This is a genomic window from Klebsiella sp. C239 (genome assembly GCF_048822715.1).
Lineage (GTDB): Bacteria > Pseudomonadota > Gammaproteobacteria > Enterobacterales > Enterobacteriaceae > Klebsiella > Klebsiella quasipneumoniae.
This window is the reverse complement of the sequence record NZ_JBMEZK010000001.1, coordinates 817,058-833,570: the sequence shown is the minus strand read 5'-3', so window position 1 is coordinate 833,570 and position 16,513 is coordinate 817,058. Positions and strand designations below refer to the sequence as shown.

The window sequence follows — 16,513 nt, the reverse complement described above, 5'->3', positions numbered from 1 at the left end:
ATATTACATCTTATACCCGAGGGAGAGCGAGGTCCGGCGATCGGTATGCTCCGGCGCAGACGCAGGCGGCTCCGAGTTCCAGGTGACGTTGTACGCCACTTTCAGCGCAAAGTGGGCGTTAATCGCCACGTTTAACGCGCTCTCTGAGTTGACCGTGGTGTCCTCGGCGCCAAACACCGATACCCCTTGAGTAAATTTGGCGTTGTCGGTCATCTGCCAGGCCCAGGTTCCGGAGGCGTAACCCAGCGGCTGAGTGTCGGTATCCCCGTCGGTGTATTCGTCATAGCGGACGCCAGGACCAAATTCAAACCGCAGGCTATGCACTGGTCCGTTGAGGATTTGACGACCATAGCCCGCCGTCAGAACATCGCGCTGCTGGTAGCCGTTGTAGCGGTCGGTTAGCCAACTGCCCTGCCCAAAGACGTAGTTCATATCGGTCAGGTTATAGCGGCTACGGCCACCGACAGCATATTTCTCTGAGGAGCGCTCATCGTTGGACGAGGTGTTGCTGGCGTTGCCCCACAGCGACCAGGCGGTGGTATTGCCATACCAGGTCAGGGTGGAATCGGCCGTCATTGAGGAGTTCTTGGTGTTGCCGGACTGCGCCAGGTAACCTGCGTTGACCACTCCTTCGAACGGTTTTTTGGCAGCGGAAGGGTCATCCATGACGGTAAATACAGAATCATCGGCCATTGCGCCAACAGACGCAAAAAGCCCCCCCGCCAGCATGACCGCTGCGGGTACTGTCTTTAAAAGCTTCATTATAACTCTCTAAAATACATTTTTTAGGACAGTACAAATGATGAACAGGCGTCACTTTGCCGGCTCATTGAATTTAGCGTCCGTACAACATAAAAGAGACCTGTGGGTCCCGGAAACTTTCGCGAGGATCGCGGAGTGCAGGTCCTAAGAAAGGTAGCAAATTATAAAAAAGCACGAATAACATAGCAATCACTTACTCTTTCGTTTTTTGAATAAGACAGCTCCGGAAACAATCTTTATTTCATAATGAAAATACAGGCTTCTTTGCAAATCTCTCAGGGACAGCACTTTCCCTCCCTGGATCATCGTGCCATGCTTAAATAAAGTACAGTCGCCGTATTAAGGAGGAGAAGGAATGACCAAAATTTATACGCTCACGCTGGCCCCCTCGCTGGATAGCGCCACCCAAACCCCGCAGATCTACCCGGAAGGGAAACTCCGCTGCAGCGCGCCGGTATTTGAACCCGGCGGCGGTGGGATCAACGTCGCCCGCGCCGTGACCTTTCTCGGCGGGAAAGCCACCGCCATTTTCCCTATTGGCGGCGCCACCGGCGAGCACCTTGCCGCCCTGCTAGCCGATGAGCAAGTGCCGGTCGAGACCGTCGAAACCCGCGACTGGACGCGACAGAACCTGCACGTTCACGTAGCCGCCAGCGGCGAACAGTATCGCTTTGTGATGCCCGGCGCCGCGCTGACAGACGATGAATTCCGCCGCCTGGAAGAGAAAGTCCTGACTATCGATCCCGGCTCTCTGCTGGTGATCAGCGGCAGTCTGCCGCCAGGAATCAGCGTCGAAAATCTGATGCAGCTGGTTAAGCATGCGCAACAGCAGGGCCTGCGCTGCATTATCGACAGCTCCGGCGACGCGCTGGCCGCCGCGCTGGACGTCGGCAATATTGAATTAGTGAAGCCAAACCAGAAAGAGCTCAGCGCCCTCGTGCAGCGCGATCTGAGCCAGCCTGATGACGTCCGCCTTGCTGCTCAGTCGTTGATCCAGTCCGGTAAAGTTCGCCGGGTGGTGGTCTCCCTTGGTCCGCAGGGGGCGTTGGGGGTTGACGCCAGCGGCAGTGTTCAGGTGGTGCCGCCGCCAATGAAAAGCCAGAGCACCGTCGGCGCCGGCGACAGCATGGTGGGCGCCATGACCTTACGTCTGGCGGAGAACGCCAGCCTCGAAGACATGGTACGCTTTGGCGTTGCCGCCGGTAGCGCCGCGACCATCAACCAGGGCACCCGCCTCTGCTCGCAGGCCAATACGCAAAAAATCTACGATTATCTCTGCGGGCGTTGATCTCCCCTGCCCCTCCGCGCTGGCGGAGGGGAACCACGATATTTGCAGGATGGTCTATGCTGGAAAGGCCATGCATAACAACGGGGTGTAGAAATGAGCAATGATATTACCGCCTGGGTCGTCAGCGTGAACTTCCACGAACAGGCGCTAACGGAGATCAATGAGGTCAGCAACCATTTTACCCGGGCAGGGTTTGTACTGACGCTCAATGATGAAGAGGGCACTCCCCATGAGCTGGGCACCAATACCTTTGGCCTGCTGAGCGCCCAGGCAGCCGAGGAAGTGAAGGCCCTTGGCGCCGGACTGGCGGAAGCGGCCCTTGGCCGCCCGGCGGAGATCGCCGTCAGCACATTCGCTGAATGGTTAAAAGCTCAATAAGTGCGTTTAGCGCAACGTAAAGCGTCAGTTGTGCGTCAGTTCCAGGTTTACCCGGTAGTAATGCGCTAACCTTATGATATGGTGGAAAACATGGGGAGAGACAGCATGTGGCAAGCAATCAGTACTCTTTTACGCGATTGGCATACCGAAGACGCTGAAATCGAACTGAAAACCGAGCTGCCCGGCGGAGAGATCCATTCCGCCTGGCATTTGCGTTTCGGCGGCAAAGATTACTTCGTGAAATGCGACGAACGGGAACTCCTGCCTATCTTCACCGCCGAGGCCGATCAGCTGGAGCTGCTGTCGCGAAGCAAAACCGTTCGCGTACCGCAGGTCTTTGCCGTCGGCAGCGATCGCGACTACAGCTTCGTGGTCATGGAATACCTCCCTCCCCGTCCGCTGGATGCGCATAACGCTTTCCTGCTTGGCCAGCAGTTAGCCCACCTGCATCAGTGGAGCGATCAGCCGCAGTTCGGTCTGGATTTTGATAACGATCTTTCCACCACGCCGCAGCCCAACGCCTGGCAACGTCGCTGGTCGGTGTTCTTCGCCGAGCAGCGTATCGGCTGGCAGCTGGAGCTGGCGGCGGAGAAAGGGTTGCACTTTGGCGATATCGATACCTTAGTCGATATGGTACAGCAGCGGCTGGCCAACCATCAGCCGCAACCTTCGCTGCTACACGGGGACCTGTGGTCCGGCAACTGCGCCTTAGGGCCGGATGGCCCCTACATCTTCGACCCGGCCTGCTACTGGGGCGACCGCGAGTGTGATTTAGCTATGCTGCCGATGCACCCGGAACAACCTCCGCAGATCTATGACGGCTATCAGTCCGTCTCACCGCTGCCGGCTGGTTTTCTCGAGCGTCAGCCGATCTACCAGCTTTATACCCTGCTGAACCGGGCGATATTGTTCGGTGGCCAGCACCTGGTGACGGTCCAGCAGGCGCTGGACGATGTCTTGATGGAAAAAACGCGTTAGACAAGGTTTACGGCGGACCTCCCCGGTCCGCCGCCCTGCATTATCAGTTAATCTCGACGCCGTTGAGACGGAATTTAATGGTCATCGTCACGCCGGTTCCCGGTTTTGCCTGCTCGTAACGCCATCTGCGCATCGCGCTTTTCACCTCGCGCTCAAACATATTCGCCGGCTGGGCGGAGAGGATCTGCAGATTATCAATTCGGCCATCAGGCGTGACGTCAAACTTCACCCGCACCGTTCCTTCAATGCGCAGCGCCTGAGCGCGCGCCGGATAGGTCGGCTGAACGCGGCTGATCGCCCGCGGGCCGCTCGGGGCAGTGACGGTGGGTTTGGCCGCTGCGGTGGAGGTGCTCGGCGCGGTGCGCGCTGGCGTCGTATTGTTGTTTTCAAACGGTGAAGCCGGACGCGGCTCCGCGGCCGGTTTGACGTCCCGCTTCGGCTGCTCAACCTTTTTCTCCGGCCTGGGCTTCGGTTTAGGTTTGGGCTTCGGCTTAGGTTCTGGTTTATGGATCACCACCGGCGCCTCTTTCGGCGGCTCCGGGACCACCTCAGGCTCCGGTTCAGGTTCAACAACGGGCTGCACGACGGGTTGCGCCGCCGGGGGCGGCTCAAGATCGGCCGGCGCCACCATCGTGATCTCTATCGGCTGCGTCGGGGAAGGCTGTTCAATAACCTGATGTACCGAGGTATAAAGCAGCCCCGCCACAACGGCACCGTGGATAGCCACGGATAACAGCGTTGGCCACGGGAAGCGGCGAGGTAAATCAAGGGTCATTGCGCTCATAGTCGTTTCTGTTGAAAAATGATGCTCCGATTTTAAATGCAAATAGCAATCATATTCAATAAGCCGTCTTAACCTGAGTCAATTTTTGCCACCATTTGCGGAAAAAAGCCGCGTCGGCGGGGCATTCGACGCCGGGGCGCATCTTTGCATTGCAGTCCATCGTCGTTTAACTTAACGTAATTCGCCTGTTTAATGATAAGGAGCTTTGCCGTGCTTTACGTTATCTACGCTGAAGATATCGCCGATTCTCTGGAAAAGCGGCTCTCGGTTCGCCCCGCGCATCTTGCGCGTCTACAACTTTTACATGATGAAGGTCGGCTGCTTACCGCCGGGCCAATGCCGGCCGTTGACAGCAACGAACCGGGCGCAGCCGGATTCAGCGGCTCAACGGTGATCGCTGAGTTTGAATCGCTGGAAGCGGCTCAGGCCTGGGCTAATGACGATCCGTATATCGCCGCCGGCGTCTACCGCCAGGTCTCTGTTAAACCATATAAGAAGGTATTTTGAAAATACCCTTTTCTTTTTCTGGTTAACGGCAACAACGCACCAGGCCATCAGATGAAAGGGCGCATTTTGCTACATCACATTAAAATGTCGCCCTTTTTAACCGCACGCAAGCGTTGGCTGTTATCCGCCTGAGACGCCAGGAAGATGAGCACATCCCTTCTCCTTCGACAACATCATCGACCCTCACCTCGCCTTTTGCGGCCATTGAAAATGCTGACCAAACGTCGACGCCGGGCATGATTTTGAATTGCTAATGTATTGAATCAGTCTGCAACAGAGGCCTTGCATTGGATTTAGCGCTTGCTTTACAAGCCAGCACATCCTGACATCGCCCGGTAAATCCAAAACACAATTGAAAGAAGATCGTTAAAGAGAGATAGATGCTGATCAACAGATATAAAGGCCTGGAGTAAATAAGCATGCATATCCCGTTCCGCAGGTATGGGACCCCATATCGCCATCTTACTGCATTCAGAAACGCGGTGGCTTGAAAGCGTCTGAAAATAAATGGAGTGCGCTGACACAGGCACATATCAATATGGAATGAACGTATAAAACTACGCAACCAGATTTACGTTGCAGATGATCATTTTTTAAAGTCGATTAATTTCGCTGGGTAAACTTCACGCAGAGTAATTGTAGGGTGATTTTTGGTTGATTAAAAAATTTGAACGGGAATAACAAATGTTTTCAATAAGTGCCGCATTTTTTTGGGCTACCATTTATGTACCTGACGCTTATGAGGATTTTTGTGTGAATACCCTGAAAAAAACCGCATTGCTTTCTCTGCTTGCCTTATATATTCCTGTGTCACAAGCCGCAGCGACAGAATATAGCCTGGATCCGCAGCATACTTCCGTTGTTATTGCCTGGAACCATTTTGGCTTCTCTAACCCTACAGCGTATATCTCTGATGTTTCAGGGAAACTGTCTTTCGACAAAGACAACCCGGAGAAATCCTCTGTGCACGTCACGCTGCCAGTCAAAACCATTGACACTCACGTCAAAGCGTTAACTGATGAGTTTTTAGGCAAAGAGTACTTCGATGTCAACACGTATCCTGAGGCCACTTTTCAGAGCACCCGAGTGGAAAGTAAAGGCGACAATAAATATGATGTTGAAGGTAACCTGACCATTAAGGGCATCACCAAACCGGTTGTATTGCATGCCACTCTGAATAAACAGGATATGCATCCGATGGTGAAAAAACAGGCCATTGGTTTTGATGCCACAGGGGTAATAAAACGTTCAGACTTCAAGCTTGATAAATATGTTCCGGCGGTGAGTGATAACGTGACTATCACGTTATCCACGGAAGCCTATGCCAAATAAATTACCGCCCGCAAAAGCGGTGCGTTTTATTCAGGGTGGGTATCCTGATAGTGAGCATGACATTGAAAAACGATCGACGACCCCACGCCCTGTCCGGACTTCCACTCGGCGGTGAATGCCTGTTGCGGAAAAAGGCGTTCTGTCGATAATCCCGGTCATACCCTGACAGGCATCGCATAGATATTTCAATAGGCGATCTGGCGATGTTAAAAGGGAATGCCGCGCAGAGCGGGAAAACGACAACGGCACCGCGTTCGGTGCCGTTGTTCTGCTCGTTTAACAGTCGGGGAAGATAAACAGCAGAGCATGACGCTGCCGTTTCACCAGTCCCTTCCTGATAGCGAGGATCCGCATATTGCGGCGTGATTGGGCTTCCAGCCAGCGCGCTTTACGGCGATTCACCTGTCTCAGCATGCGCCAGCGCCCTACTTCCGTTCTACTACGCTTCATTGCAACGACTCTACGAGTGAAAACAGTCCCCATTATAAACCTCTGCCGGCGACTGACCACCGCTTTCGCTGCGTTTTTATTTGCCAGAAAAATACTGATGCGTAAACTCATCACATAACGTCATTCAAAAGGATTTTACATCTATGACAACCTTTTACACGGTGGTGAACTGGCTGGTCATTCTGGGGTACTGGCTGTTGATCGCCGGTGTAACATTACGAATTCTAATGAAACGCCGCGCTGTGCCGTCCGCCATGGCATGGTTATTGATCATTTATATCCTGCCGCTGGTGGGGATCATCGCCTATCTCTCCTTTGGCGAGCTGCATCTTGGCAAGCGGCGGGCAGAACGCGCGAGGGCGATGTGGCCTTCCACGGCCAAATGGTTAAACGACCTCAAAGCCTGCAAACATATCTTTGCCGAAGATAACAGCCCGGTGGCCGAGTCCCTGTTCAAGCTTTGCGAACGGCGCCAGGGCATTGGCGGCGTAAAAGGCAACCAGCTGCAGTTGCTGACGGAATCTGACGACGTCATGCAGGCCCTGATCCGCGATATTCAACTGGCTCGCCATAACATAGAGATGGTCTTCTATATCTGGCAGCCAGGCGGTATGGCCGACAGCGTCGCCGAATCGCTAATGGCCGCCGCCCGTCGCGGGGTTCACTGCCGGTTAATGCTCGACTCCGCGGGCAGTGTGGCCTTTTTCCGTAGCCCATGGGCGGCGATGATGCGTAACGCCGGCATTGAAGTGGTCGAGGCTCTCAAGGTCAATCTGATGCGTGTGTTTCTGCGCCGGATGGACCTGCGCCAACATCGTAAAATGGTGATGATCGATAACTATATCGCCTACACCGGCAGCATGAATCTGGTCGATCCCCGCTACTTTAAGCAGGACTCGGGGGTCGGGCAGTGGATTGACCTGATGGCGCGCATGGAAGGCCCGGTGGCGACCTCGATGGGCATCGTTTACTCCTGTGACTGGGAGATCGAGACCGGAAAGCGTATTCTGCCACCGCCGCCGGACGTCAATATCATGCCGTTTGAAGAGGCCAGTGGGCATACCATCCACACGATCGCCTCCGGTCCGGGCTTTCCGGAAGATCTGATCCATCAGGCACTGCTCACCGCCGCCTACGCGGCGAAAGAGCATTTGATCATGACCACGCCCTACTTCGTACCCAGCGACGACCTGCTGCACGCTATCTGTACCGCCGCCCAGCGCGGCGTGGACGTGAGTATTATTTTACCGCGCAAGAACGATTCGCTGCTGGTGGGCTGGGCCAGCCGGGCCTTTTTCACCGAGCTGCTGGCGGCAGGGGTGAAGATTTACCAGTTTGAAGGCGGCCTGTTGCATACCAAAAGCGTGCTGGTCGATGGCGAACTGAGCCTGGTGGGAACCGTGAATCTGGATATGCGCAGCCTGTGGCTCAATTTTGAAATCACGCTGGTCATCGATGACGCCGGCTTCGGCAGCGATCTGGCGGCGGTTCAGGATGACTATATCTCGCGCTCGCGCCTGCTGGACGCCCGTCTCTGGTTAAAACGTCCGCTGTGGCAGCGGATCGCCGAGCGACTGTTTTACTTCTTCAGCCCGTTGCTGTAAAACGTGCCCATCAGATACCGAATGAGTAGCAATCATGGATATGGATTTAAACAACCGCCTGACCGAAGACGAAACGCTTGAGCAGGCATACGACATCTTCCTCGAACTGGCGGCCGATAACCTCGACCCGGCGGACATCATTCTGTTTAACCTGCAGTTTGAGGAGCGCGGCGGCGCCGAGCTGTTCGATCCATCTGCAGACTGGGAAGAGCATGTGGATTACGATCTGAACCCGGATTTCTTCGCCGAAGTGGTAATTGGCCTGGCGGATACCGACGGCGGGGAAATCAATGATATCTTCGCCCGCGTGCTGCTGTGCCGCGAGAAAGATCACAAGCTGTGTCATATTCTGTGGCGTGAATAACGCTGCCCTGCCAGTGAAAAGCCTGCCGCGTTCCACCCGGCAGGCTTTTTTTATGCCGAGAGTTTACTTCGGTAAGACATGACCGCAGGCGTGGCAAAACCGGGCGTTATCGTCATGGTCGCCCTGCTGGCACTGCGGGCATACCCGCTGCTGGCGCCGCCGGTTCAGGGCGCTGGTCATATGGGTGGTGATAAGCCCGGTCGGAATGGCAATAATGGAGTAGCCGATCAGGATGAGAATGGAGGCCAGGATGCGGCCCAGCGGCGTGTGCGGCGTAATATCCCCGTAGCCGACGGTGGTGATGGTCACAATGGCCCAATAGACCGAAGCGTTGAGCGTGGTAAAACCATACTCTGGCCCTTCTATCAGGTACATTAACGAGCCGAAAATCACCATCACAATGGCGATAAACGAATAGAACAGGATCAGCTGATGGCGCGCGCTGACAATCGCCCGCCAGAACACATTAAGCGAAGGCATAAAGCGCAACAGTTTGAGAATACGCAACGCGCGGATCGCCCGCATTGCCCGCCAGGCAAAGACATAATTGAGGCTAATTTCCGGCCACAGCCACATCACGTATAGCGGCAGGATGGTCGCTAAGTCAATAAACCCCCAGAAGCTGAAAATGTAGTGGAGCGGATTGGGCCATGTCGCAATACGCAGCAGATACTCCAGGGTAAAGACCGCGGTCACCATCAGCTCCAGCCAGACGAATAAATGCCATTCATCTAATGTCAGATGATATTGCGTGCCCAGTCCCGATTCGACAAATATCACCACCACGCTGAGCAAGGCGAAAAGTCCGCACAACCCTTCGAAGCGGCGGCCGGAACGTCGGTTTTGATCGAAAAGCAAATGATAAAGCCGCAGGCGAGCGGCAGAAAGCATACCCACTTCGTTAACCTCGCAAAAAAAAGGGCTGACCTGCGTCAGCCCCTGAGATTATAACGGGTCTACCTTAAGGCAGGAAACCGCATGGCGGAAACTGCCCTCCAGCACCGGGCGGGTTTTGGCGCACTCCGGTCCGGCGAGCGGACAGCGGGTGCGGAAGACACAGCCCGACGGCGGATTAATCGGCGAGGGTAATTCGCCCTCCAGCAGCTGGATGGTTTTCGTTTTTTCGAGGTCCGGATCGGGGATCGGCACCGCCGACATCAGCGCTTTGGTATAGGGGTGTAGCGGATTATGGTACACCTCATCGTAGGTTCCCAGCTCCACCGCATGGCCCAGATACATCACCAGTACGCGATCGGAGATGTGCTTAACCACCGCCAGATCGTGGGCGATAAATATCAGCGACAGTCCCATTTCACGCTGCAGCTGCTGCAGCAAGTTGACCACCTGAGCCTGGATGGACACATCAAGCGCGGACACCGGCTCATCGCAGATAATCAGCTTCGGCTCGAGGATCAGCGCCCGCGCAATGCCGATGCGCTGACACTGACCGCCAGAGAACTCGTGCGGATAGCGGTTGATCAGGTTAGGCAGCAGCCCGACTTTCATCATCATCGCCTTCACGCGATCGCGCACTTCCTGACGCGGCATCTTCGGATGATAGGTACGCAACGGCTCAGCGATGATTTCTCCGATGGTCATACGCGGGTTCAACGAGGCCAGCGGATCCTGGAAGATCATCTGGATATCGCTGCGCACGTCGCGCCACTCTTCCTGCTTCATGCCCAGCAGATCTTTACCCAGCCAGGCCACTTTGCCATCGGTAGCCTTCACCAGACCAATGATGGCGCGGGCGAAAGTCGATTTACCGCAGCCGGACTCCCCCACCACGCCGAGGGTCTCACCTTCATAGAGACGCAGCGTCACGCCATCTACGGCTTTCAGCGTTTTCGACGGCTGCCAGAACCACTGTTTGCCATCTTTAATATCGAAATGCACCTTCAGGTCGGCAATTTCGAGCAGGACTTTTCGTTGTTCAGTTACGGCGTTCATAGCAGCTCCCCCACCGGTTTAAAGCAGGCGCGCAGGCGGCCTGGCGCGAACGACTCCAGCGGCGGCGCGCTGCTGCACTGTTCCATTGCGTGCGGACAGCGCGGCTGGAATGGGCAGCCCTTCGGCAAACGCAGCAGGTTTGGCGGGTTGCCCGGAATGGTCAACAACGCATCGCCTTCGGCATCCAGACGAGGAACCGCATTCAACAGCCCAATAGAGTAAGGGTGAGACGGATGATAGAAGACATCGCGCGCCTGACCGTACTCCATGGTGCGGCCCGCATACATCACCAGCACTTTATCGCAGATCCCCGCCACCACTCCGAGGTCATGGGTGATCATAATGATGGCCGTATTAAATTCGCGTTTCAGCTCATTCAGTAACGTCATGATCTGCGCCTGCACGGTGACGTCCAGGGCGGTGGTCGGCTCATCGGCAATCAGCAGCCGGGGCCGGCAGAGCAGCGCCATGGCAATCATCACGCGCTGGCGCATCCCGCCGGAGAACTCGTGTGGGAACATCTTCATGCGCTTGCGCGCTTCCGGCATTTTTACCGCGTCGAGCATCTTCACCGATTCTTCAAACGCTTCGGCTTTGCTCAGCCCTTTATGCAGCATCAGGACTTCCATTAACTGCTCGCCCACCCGCATATACGGGTTCAGAGAGGTCATCGGATCCTGGAAAATCATCGAAATTTGCTCGGCGCGCAGTTTGTTCAGCTCACGCTCAGGCAAATTGAGGATTTGCCGACCGTTAAAGGTGGCGGAACCCCCGATTCGGCCGTTGGCCGCCAGCAGTCCCATCAGGGCGAAGGCGGTCTGCGATTTACCGGAGCCGGACTCCCCGACAATACCGAGCGTCTCCCCCGCCTGCAGGGTGAAGTTCAGATCATTGACGGCGGTGACATCGCCATCCGGCGTTTTAAAGGTGACGCGAAGATCTTTCACGTCCAGCAGCAGGCCGCTGTGGCTCTGCGCTTGCGGCGCTTTTGCCGTTTCAATCATGGTCATGGCAGCGCTCCTTAGCGGTCTTTCGGGTCGAGGGCATCACGCAGACCATCGCCGATAAAGTTGAAACAGAACAGGGTCACCACCAGGAAACCCGCCGGGAACAGCAGCAGCCAGGGCGAGACTTCCATTGAGTTGGCGCCATCGCTGAGTAATGCCCCCCAGCTGCTGAGCGGCTCCTGCGTCCCCAACCCCAGGAAGCTGAGGAAGGATTCAAAGAGGATCATGCTGGGGACCAGCAGCGAGGCGTACACCACCACCACGCCCAGCACATTAGGAACGATATGGCGCAGCACGATGCTCGCTGTGGAGACCCCGCCGACCTGCGCCGCCTCAATAAACTCTTTGCGCTTCAGGCTCAAGGTCTGTCCGCGTACGATACGCGCCATATCCAGCCAGGAGACCATGCCGATAGCGACAAAAATCAACAGGATATTCTGGCCAAAAAAGGTCACCAGCAGGATAACGAAGAACATAAACGGGAAGGAGTTGAGGATCTCCAGCAGACGCATCATCACCGAATCCACTTTGCCGCCGAGATAACCGGAAAGCGAACCGTACAGCGTGCCGAGGATCACCGCCACCAGCGCCGCCGCCACCCCGACCATCAGTGAAATACGCCCGCCGATCGCCACGCGCACCAGCAGATCGCGACCGGAGGAATCGGTCCCGAAGTAGTGGCCAGAGGCCATGTCCGGGGCGTTGGACATCATGCCCCAGTCGGTGTCGAAATAGGAGAATGACGACACCATCGGCGCGAAGGTCACGAACAGCGCAATAAGCACCAGCATAATCAGGCTGGTGACCGCGGCGCGGTTGTGCATAAAGCGGCGACGCGCATCCTGCCAGAGGCTACGCCCCTCCACTTCCAGCTTCTCACTGAAGTTTTCCAGCGCCTCGCTATTTTTCTTACTTAACATCATGGCGAACTCCGGCTTCAGTAGCGAATCTTCGGATCGATAACGGCGTACAGCACGTCAACGATGGCGTTGAACAGGATAGTCAGGGCGCCAACCAGGATCGTCAGGCTGAGCACCAGCGAGTAGTCTCGGTTAAGCGCTCCGTTAACGAACAGCTGGCCAATCCCCGGCAGGCCGTAAATGGTTTCAATGACCATTGAGCCCGTAATGATGCCCACGAAAGCCGGTCCCATATAGGAGAGCACCGGCAGCAGCGCCGGCTTCAGCGCATGGCGCAAAATAATGCGGCGCATCGGCAGCCCCTTCGCCCGCGCGGTGCGGATAAAGTTAGAGTGCAGCACTTCAATCATTGAGCCGCGGGTAATACGCGCGATACTGGCGATATAGGCCAGGGAAAGCGCCACCATCGGCAGGATCATAAATTTCAGCGCCCCGCCGTTCCAGCCTCCGCCCGGCAACCAGTGCAGGGTAATGGCAAAGATCATCACCAGCAGAGGCGCCACCACAAAGCTCGGAATAACCACGCCGGTCATGGCTACCCCCATCACCGCATAGTCCCAGCGGGTATTCTGCTTCAAAGCGGCAATAACGCCCGCAGCGACACCGATCACTACCGCCAGCAAAAAGGCGGCGAAGCCCAGTTTCGCTGAAACCGGGAAGCTGGCCGCCACCAGATCGTTGACCGAATAATCTTTGTATTTAAAGGAGGGACCAAAATCGCCATGCGCCAGCTGCTTCAGGTAATTGAAGTACTGCGTCATGATGGGGTCGTTTAAATGGTATTTTGCTTCAATATTCGCCATGACTTCCGGCGGTAGCGTGCGTTCCCCGGTAAAAGGACTTCCCGGAGCCAAACGCATCATGAAGAATGAGATGGTAATAAGAATAAATAGCGTCGGAATCGCTTCCAGACAGCGACGTAAGATAAATTTTAACATTGCCCGTACCTTCTGGCGTGTGCCTTTGCACTGCTCTCAAATAAGACACGATGGAGCGAGCACAGGCCCGCTCCACGTATTGCCATTAATGTTTGATAACGTAAAGGTCTTTTGTATAGACGTTATCCATCGGGTCTTTACCGGTGTAGCCACCGACCCACGGTTTCACCAGGCGGGCGTTAACATAGTAATAGACCGGTACGATCGCGCTGTCTTTATCCAGCTGCTGCTCTGCTTTCGCATAGGCCGCCGTGCGCTGTGCTTCATCGGATGCTTTTACGGATTCAGCCATAATTTTGTCGAACGCCGGGCTCTTATAGTGCGCAGTGTTCATTGAGCTGTCAGAAAGCATGGTGTTCAGGAAAGAGGTTGGCTCGTTATAGTCAGCGCACCAGCCCGCACGCGCCACGTCATAGGTGCCCTGATGACGGGTATCGAGGAACGTTTTCCACTCCTGGTTGACCAGCTTCACGTCAATGCCCAGGTTTTTACGCCACAGCGAGGCGGCGGCAATCGCCAGCTTCTTGTGCAAATCAGAGGTGTTATACAGCAGGTTGAAGGTCAACGGTTTATCGGCGCTATAGCCGGCTTCGGCCAGCAGTTTTTTCGCTTCTTCATTCCGTTTTTCCTGCGACCAGGTAAACCATTCCGGCTCGGTCAGCTTCGCGCCATCGGTATACGGCGGGGTGTAGCCGTAGGCCGGCAGATCGCCCTGTCCTTTCACCTTATTGGCAATAATATCGCGATCCAGACCCAGCTTCAGCGCGGTACGCACGCGCACGTCGGTGAACGGCGCTTTCTGGTTGTTAATTTCGTAGTAATAAGTACACAGATACGGGTCAACGTGCAGCTCGTTCGGGATCTCTTTTTTCAGTTTCTGGAAGAGCTCGATCGGCAGCTGGTTATAGGTCATATCCAGTTCACCGCTGCGATAACGGTTAACATAGGTTACTTCAGAAGAGGTCGGCAGCCAGGTGACGGTGTTGATAACGGTTTTGGCATTATCCCAGTAATGCGGGTTGCGCTCCATCACGATACGTTCGTTGACCACCCAGTCTTTCAGGGTGTAGGCGCCGTTGGTGACGATATTGCCAGGCTGCGTCCACTTCTCGCCAAACTTTTCAATCGCTGGTTTATAGACAGGAGACATCGCCGGGTTAACCAGCAGTTTGTAAAAATAGGGTACCGGCTCGCTGAGGGTGACTTCCAGCGTATGGTCGTCAATGGCTTTTACGCCCAGCTCGCCTGGGGCTTTCTTGCCGTCAATGATTTCATCAACGTTGAGGATATGACCATACTGCGGGTAGCTGGCATAAGGAGACGCTGTTTTCGGGTCTACCAGACGCTGCCAGCTATAAACGAAATCCTGGGCGGTAACCGGCTCGCCGTTAGACCATTTCGCATCTTTACGCAGATGGAAGGTCCAGACTTTGAAATCTTTATTATCCCAGCTCTCTGCCACACCAGGGATCGGGTGGCCATCTTTCGGCGAGGTATTCAGCAAGCCTTCGAACAGGTCGCGGCTAATATTCGCCTCGGGCACCCCTTCAATTTTATTCGGGTCCAGCGATTGCGGCTCGGCGCCGCTATTTCGCACCAGCGTTTGCTTATCCGAAAGCTGCACACCGGCTGGGACATCCGCTGCCATAGCCATATTGCCAGCCATGAGCGCGGATAGCACTCCTGCGGCGATCAAACGTTTTTTAGTGATGATGGTCATTGTGTTGTAACTCCAGTCATTATAATTACTGGTTTTTTAACCAGCCTGTTTTTTTCCCCGTTTTCGGGATCTGTCCAACGCAGGAGTGTTTGCGATTGGCAGATTGCTATCACCGACTTATTTATTACGACCGCTCGAACGGCAGTCTTAACGTCGATTCGTTCCCCCTCGCTGGAGGGCAGTTCAGGCGCAATGAGACGATTAAAAATGATTCTCATTTACACGCATAATTCAGCAGACGATAACGGCGGAAAGTACCAAAAGGTAAACACCTCCGCCAATGCAATTTGCAAATATGTTACCGGATTCTCTTTTATTGCCGGCTTTGCCAGCGTCACTAGCGGTTGCCACAATATGCCGACAGAAAAATGTTTTTAACAATCATATAGTTACTTAATTTCCATCAGTCATCATACTGCGCAGCGACCGCGAGATGATTTTTTGTACAAAAATTTAACAATAGATTACTTTTTAGCACATTCATCTGCAGCCTTGTTAAAATTACTAATATCATTTCGATGATCCGACAGCAAGCGCCAGAGAATGATGTGAAGAAAATAACATCACAGGAGGGGGAGACGTGAGAGGAATGTTAAGAGAAATATTTCATATCTTAATGAAAAACATGAAATTAATAGCGATATCGCAAAATAGTATTCCTACCGCCGGTTCCGCGCTGGTTGATAGGTTTTGCTAATAATCGCGCAGGCGTGAAGGGAGCCTCCCCGCCTGCGTGGCAACAAACTAACTCAGCAGCCCCGGGAAGAGCGCTTTAATCCCCGTCACAATAAACTCAATGCCGAGAGCCATCAGCAGCAGGCCCATAATACGGGTGATAACGTTAATCCCTGTCTGCCCCAGCAGACGCACCAGCCATGGCGCCATGCGGAAAATCCCCCAGCAGCAGAGGGCAAAGACCGCAATCGCCAGTGAAAAACCGACGAGATGCACCCAGGAGTGATACCGCGTACCCCATACGATAGTGGAACTGATTGCCCCCGGTCCGGCCATTAACGGTAGCGCGAGAGGAACGACGCCGATGCTCTCCCTAACCGCCGTCTCCGACTTCTCCTGCTTGTTCTGCTTATCTTCGCCGAGCTTACCGCTGATCATCGACATCGCGATGGTCACCACCAGGATGCCGCCGGCGATACGGAAGGAATCAATGGAGATACCAAAAATCTGCAGAATGCCATCGCCGAGAAACAGTGACGTCAGGAGGATGATCGCCACCGACAGGTTGGCGGTCAGGTTGGTCTTATTGCGCACTGCTGCCGGCTGGTAGCTGGTCATACTAATGAACACCGGAATAATGCCCACCGGGTTAACCAGGGCAAATAAGCCGATGAAAAACTTGAAATATGCAGAAAAATCGAACAGTGATTGAGTCACAATGGGCTCCGCAGCATCATCAAAATTGGCGGTTGACTGTTAACAGCATAAAATAACTGCGCGAAACATACGCTTTTTGCATGCAATATTCATTATAAATATGCATAACCCGGTGATATGTATCGAATGTTAGCTATTT

General features: G+C 54.6%; 17 protein-coding genes. 7 read left to right on the top strand and 10 right to left on the bottom strand.

The features are described from left to right. Positions 1-3: 3 nt before the first annotated feature. Positions 4-762: a DUF481 domain-containing protein gene (locus ACOI6Z_RS03915; RefSeq protein WP_004203142.1), complete on the bottom strand. Its 759-nt coding sequence runs from the start codon at positions 760-762 to the stop codon at positions 4-6. Between the two features lie 355 nt (positions 763-1,117). Here ACOI6Z_RS03915 and pfkB point away from each other — a divergent pair, with 355 nt between their 5' ends. The 3 genes from pfkB (at position 1,118) to ACOI6Z_RS03900 (ending at position 3,406) form a co-directional block, all read left to right on the top strand. Next, positions 1,118-2,050 carry a 6-phosphofructokinase II gene (gene pfkB, locus ACOI6Z_RS03910; RefSeq protein WP_023290115.1) on the top strand — a complete coding sequence of 311 codons (933 nt, stop codon included), beginning with the start codon at positions 1,118-1,120 and terminating at the stop codon, positions 2,048-2,050. Positions 2,051-2,143: 93 nt separating this feature from the next. Further along, positions 2,144-2,428 (top strand): type V toxin-antitoxin system endoribonuclease antitoxin GhoS, encoded by a 285-nt coding sequence (gene ghoS, locus ACOI6Z_RS03905; protein ID WP_101977403.1) that lies wholly within the window; start codon positions 2,144-2,146, stop codon positions 2,426-2,428. A 105-nt stretch (positions 2,429-2,533) separates the two neighbouring features. Next, a complete protein-coding gene (locus tag ACOI6Z_RS03900; RefSeq protein ID WP_069602893.1) occupies positions 2,534-3,406 on the top strand; it encodes a fructosamine kinase family protein in 873 nt (290 codons plus the stop codon). Positions 3,407-3,449: 43 nt separating this feature from the next. Here the strand turns inward: ACOI6Z_RS03900 and tonB are convergent, their stop codons facing one another. Further along, on the bottom strand, positions 3,450-4,190 hold the full coding sequence (gene tonB / locus ACOI6Z_RS03895; protein WP_117133768.1) for a TonB system transport protein TonB: 741 nt from the start codon (positions 4,188-4,190) through the stop codon (positions 3,450-3,452). 210 nt (positions 4,191-4,400) lie between these two features. On the opposite strand from tonB, the gene ACOI6Z_RS03890 reads away from it, so the two are divergent. Both ACOI6Z_RS03890 and ACOI6Z_RS03885 read left to right on the top strand, forming a co-directional pair. After that, entirely contained in the window at positions 4,401-4,697 is a 297-nt protein-coding gene (locus tag ACOI6Z_RS03890; RefSeq protein ID WP_002910042.1) for a YciI family protein, read from the top strand. 684 nt (positions 4,698-5,381) lie between these two features. Next, a complete protein-coding gene (locus ACOI6Z_RS03885; protein ID WP_074442545.1) occupies positions 5,382-6,029 on the top strand; it encodes a YceI family protein in 648 nt (215 codons plus the stop codon). A 276-nt stretch (positions 6,030-6,305) separates the two neighbouring features. Here ACOI6Z_RS03885 and ACOI6Z_RS03880 read toward each other — a convergent pair whose 3' ends face one another. Beyond that, a complete protein-coding gene (locus tag ACOI6Z_RS03880; protein ID WP_023290120.1) occupies positions 6,306-6,479 on the bottom strand; it encodes a YciY family protein in 174 nt (57 codons plus the stop codon). 143 nt (positions 6,480-6,622) lie between these two features. Here ACOI6Z_RS03880 and cls point away from each other — a divergent pair, with 143 nt between their 5' ends. Together cls and ACOI6Z_RS03870 are read left to right on the top strand one after the other, a co-directional pair. Next, on the top strand, positions 6,623-8,083 hold the full coding sequence (cls, locus tag ACOI6Z_RS03875) for a cardiolipin synthase (protein WP_023290121.1): 1,461 nt from the start codon (positions 6,623-6,625) through the stop codon (positions 8,081-8,083). A 34-nt stretch (positions 8,084-8,117) separates the two neighbouring features. Continuing rightward, positions 8,118-8,447 carry an HI1450 family dsDNA-mimic protein gene (locus tag ACOI6Z_RS03870; protein WP_002910079.1) on the top strand — a complete coding sequence of 110 codons (330 nt, stop codon included), beginning with the start codon at positions 8,118-8,120 and terminating at the stop codon, positions 8,445-8,447. A 63-nt stretch (positions 8,448-8,510) separates the two neighbouring features. Here the strand turns inward: ACOI6Z_RS03870 and ACOI6Z_RS03865 are convergent, their stop codons facing one another. The 7 genes from ACOI6Z_RS03865 to ACOI6Z_RS03835 all read right to left on the bottom strand — a co-directional run bounded on the left by ACOI6Z_RS03865 (position 8,511) and on the right by ACOI6Z_RS03835 (position 16,374). Then, entirely contained in the window at positions 8,511-9,338 is an 828-nt protein-coding gene (locus ACOI6Z_RS03865) for an ion transporter (protein ID WP_048297756.1), read from the bottom strand. A gap of 54 nt (positions 9,339-9,392) precedes the next feature. Further along, positions 9,393-10,397: a murein tripeptide/oligopeptide ABC transporter ATP-binding protein OppF gene (gene oppF / locus ACOI6Z_RS03860; RefSeq protein ID WP_002910083.1), complete on the bottom strand. Its 1,005-nt coding sequence runs from the start codon at positions 10,395-10,397 to the stop codon at positions 9,393-9,395. Then, positions 10,394-11,407: an ABC transporter ATP-binding protein gene (locus ACOI6Z_RS03855; RefSeq protein WP_241515438.1), complete on the bottom strand. Its 1,014-nt coding sequence runs from the start codon at positions 11,405-11,407 to the stop codon at positions 10,394-10,396. The genes oppF and ACOI6Z_RS03855 overlap by 4 nt, the downstream gene beginning before the upstream one ends. Before the next feature lie 11 nt (positions 11,408-11,418). Continuing rightward, positions 11,419-12,327, bottom strand: coding sequence for an oligopeptide ABC transporter permease OppC (oppC, locus tag ACOI6Z_RS03850; RefSeq protein ID WP_004145396.1), 909 nt, complete (start codon positions 12,325-12,327; stop codon positions 11,419-11,421). A gap of 14 nt (positions 12,328-12,341) precedes the next feature. Then, positions 12,342-13,262, bottom strand: coding sequence for an oligopeptide ABC transporter permease OppB (oppB, locus tag ACOI6Z_RS03845; RefSeq protein ID WP_002910089.1), 921 nt, complete (start codon positions 13,260-13,262; stop codon positions 12,342-12,344). 85 nt (positions 13,263-13,347) lie between these two features. Continuing rightward, a complete protein-coding gene (gene oppA / locus ACOI6Z_RS03840; protein WP_023290124.1) occupies positions 13,348-14,982 on the bottom strand; it encodes an oligopeptide ABC transporter substrate-binding protein OppA in 1,635 nt (544 codons plus the stop codon). Between the two features lie 744 nt (positions 14,983-15,726). Continuing rightward, positions 15,727-16,374 (bottom strand): YchE family NAAT transporter, encoded by a 648-nt coding sequence (locus ACOI6Z_RS03835; protein ID WP_002910095.1) that lies wholly within the window; start codon positions 16,372-16,374, stop codon positions 15,727-15,729. Positions 16,375-16,513: the final 139 nt, after the last annotated feature.

Excerpts from the sequence above, each read along its gene's own strand:
- ACOI6Z_RS03915 (WP_004203142.1), bottom strand. The coding sequence starts at position 762 with ATGAAGCTTTTAAAGACAGTACCCGCAGCGGTCATGCTGGCGGGGGGG.
- pfkB (WP_023290115.1), top strand. The coding sequence starts at position 1,118 with ATGACCAAAATTTATACGCTCACGCTGGCCCCCTCGCTGGATAGCGCC.
- ghoS (WP_101977403.1), top strand. The coding sequence starts at position 2,144 with ATGAGCAATGATATTACCGCCTGGGTCGTCAGCGTGAACTTCCACGAA.
- ACOI6Z_RS03900 (WP_069602893.1), top strand. The coding sequence starts at position 2,534 with ATGTGGCAAGCAATCAGTACTCTTTTACGCGATTGGCATACCGAAGAC.
- tonB (WP_117133768.1), bottom strand. The coding sequence starts at position 4,190 with ATGAGCGCAATGACCCTTGATTTACCTCGCCGCTTCCCGTGGCCAACG.
- ACOI6Z_RS03885 (WP_074442545.1), top strand. The coding sequence starts at position 5,382 with ATGTTTTCAATAAGTGCCGCATTTTTTTGGGCTACCATTTATGTACCT.
- ACOI6Z_RS03880 (WP_023290120.1), bottom strand. The coding sequence starts at position 6,479 with ATGAAGCGTAGTAGAACGGAAGTAGGGCGCTGGCGCATGCTGAGACAG.
- cls (WP_023290121.1), top strand. The coding sequence starts at position 6,623 with ATGACAACCTTTTACACGGTGGTGAACTGGCTGGTCATTCTGGGGTAC.
- ACOI6Z_RS03870 (WP_002910079.1), top strand. The coding sequence starts at position 8,118 with ATGGATATGGATTTAAACAACCGCCTGACCGAAGACGAAACGCTTGAG.
- ACOI6Z_RS03865 (WP_048297756.1), bottom strand. The coding sequence starts at position 9,338 with ATGCTTTCTGCCGCTCGCCTGCGGCTTTATCATTTGCTTTTCGATCAA.
- oppF (WP_002910083.1), bottom strand. The coding sequence starts at position 10,397 with ATGAACGCCGTAACTGAACAACGAAAAGTCCTGCTCGAAATTGCCGAC.
- ACOI6Z_RS03855 (WP_241515438.1), bottom strand. The coding sequence starts at position 11,407 with ATGACCATGATTGAAACGGCAAAAGCGCCGCAAGCGCAGAGCCACAGC.
- oppC (WP_004145396.1), bottom strand. The coding sequence starts at position 12,327 with ATGATGTTAAGTAAGAAAAATAGCGAGGCGCTGGAAAACTTCAGTGAG.
- oppB (WP_002910089.1), bottom strand. The coding sequence starts at position 13,262 with ATGTTAAAATTTATCTTACGTCGCTGTCTGGAAGCGATTCCGACGCTA.
- oppA (WP_023290124.1), bottom strand. The coding sequence starts at position 14,982 with ATGACCATCATCACTAAAAAACGTTTGATCGCCGCAGGAGTGCTATCC.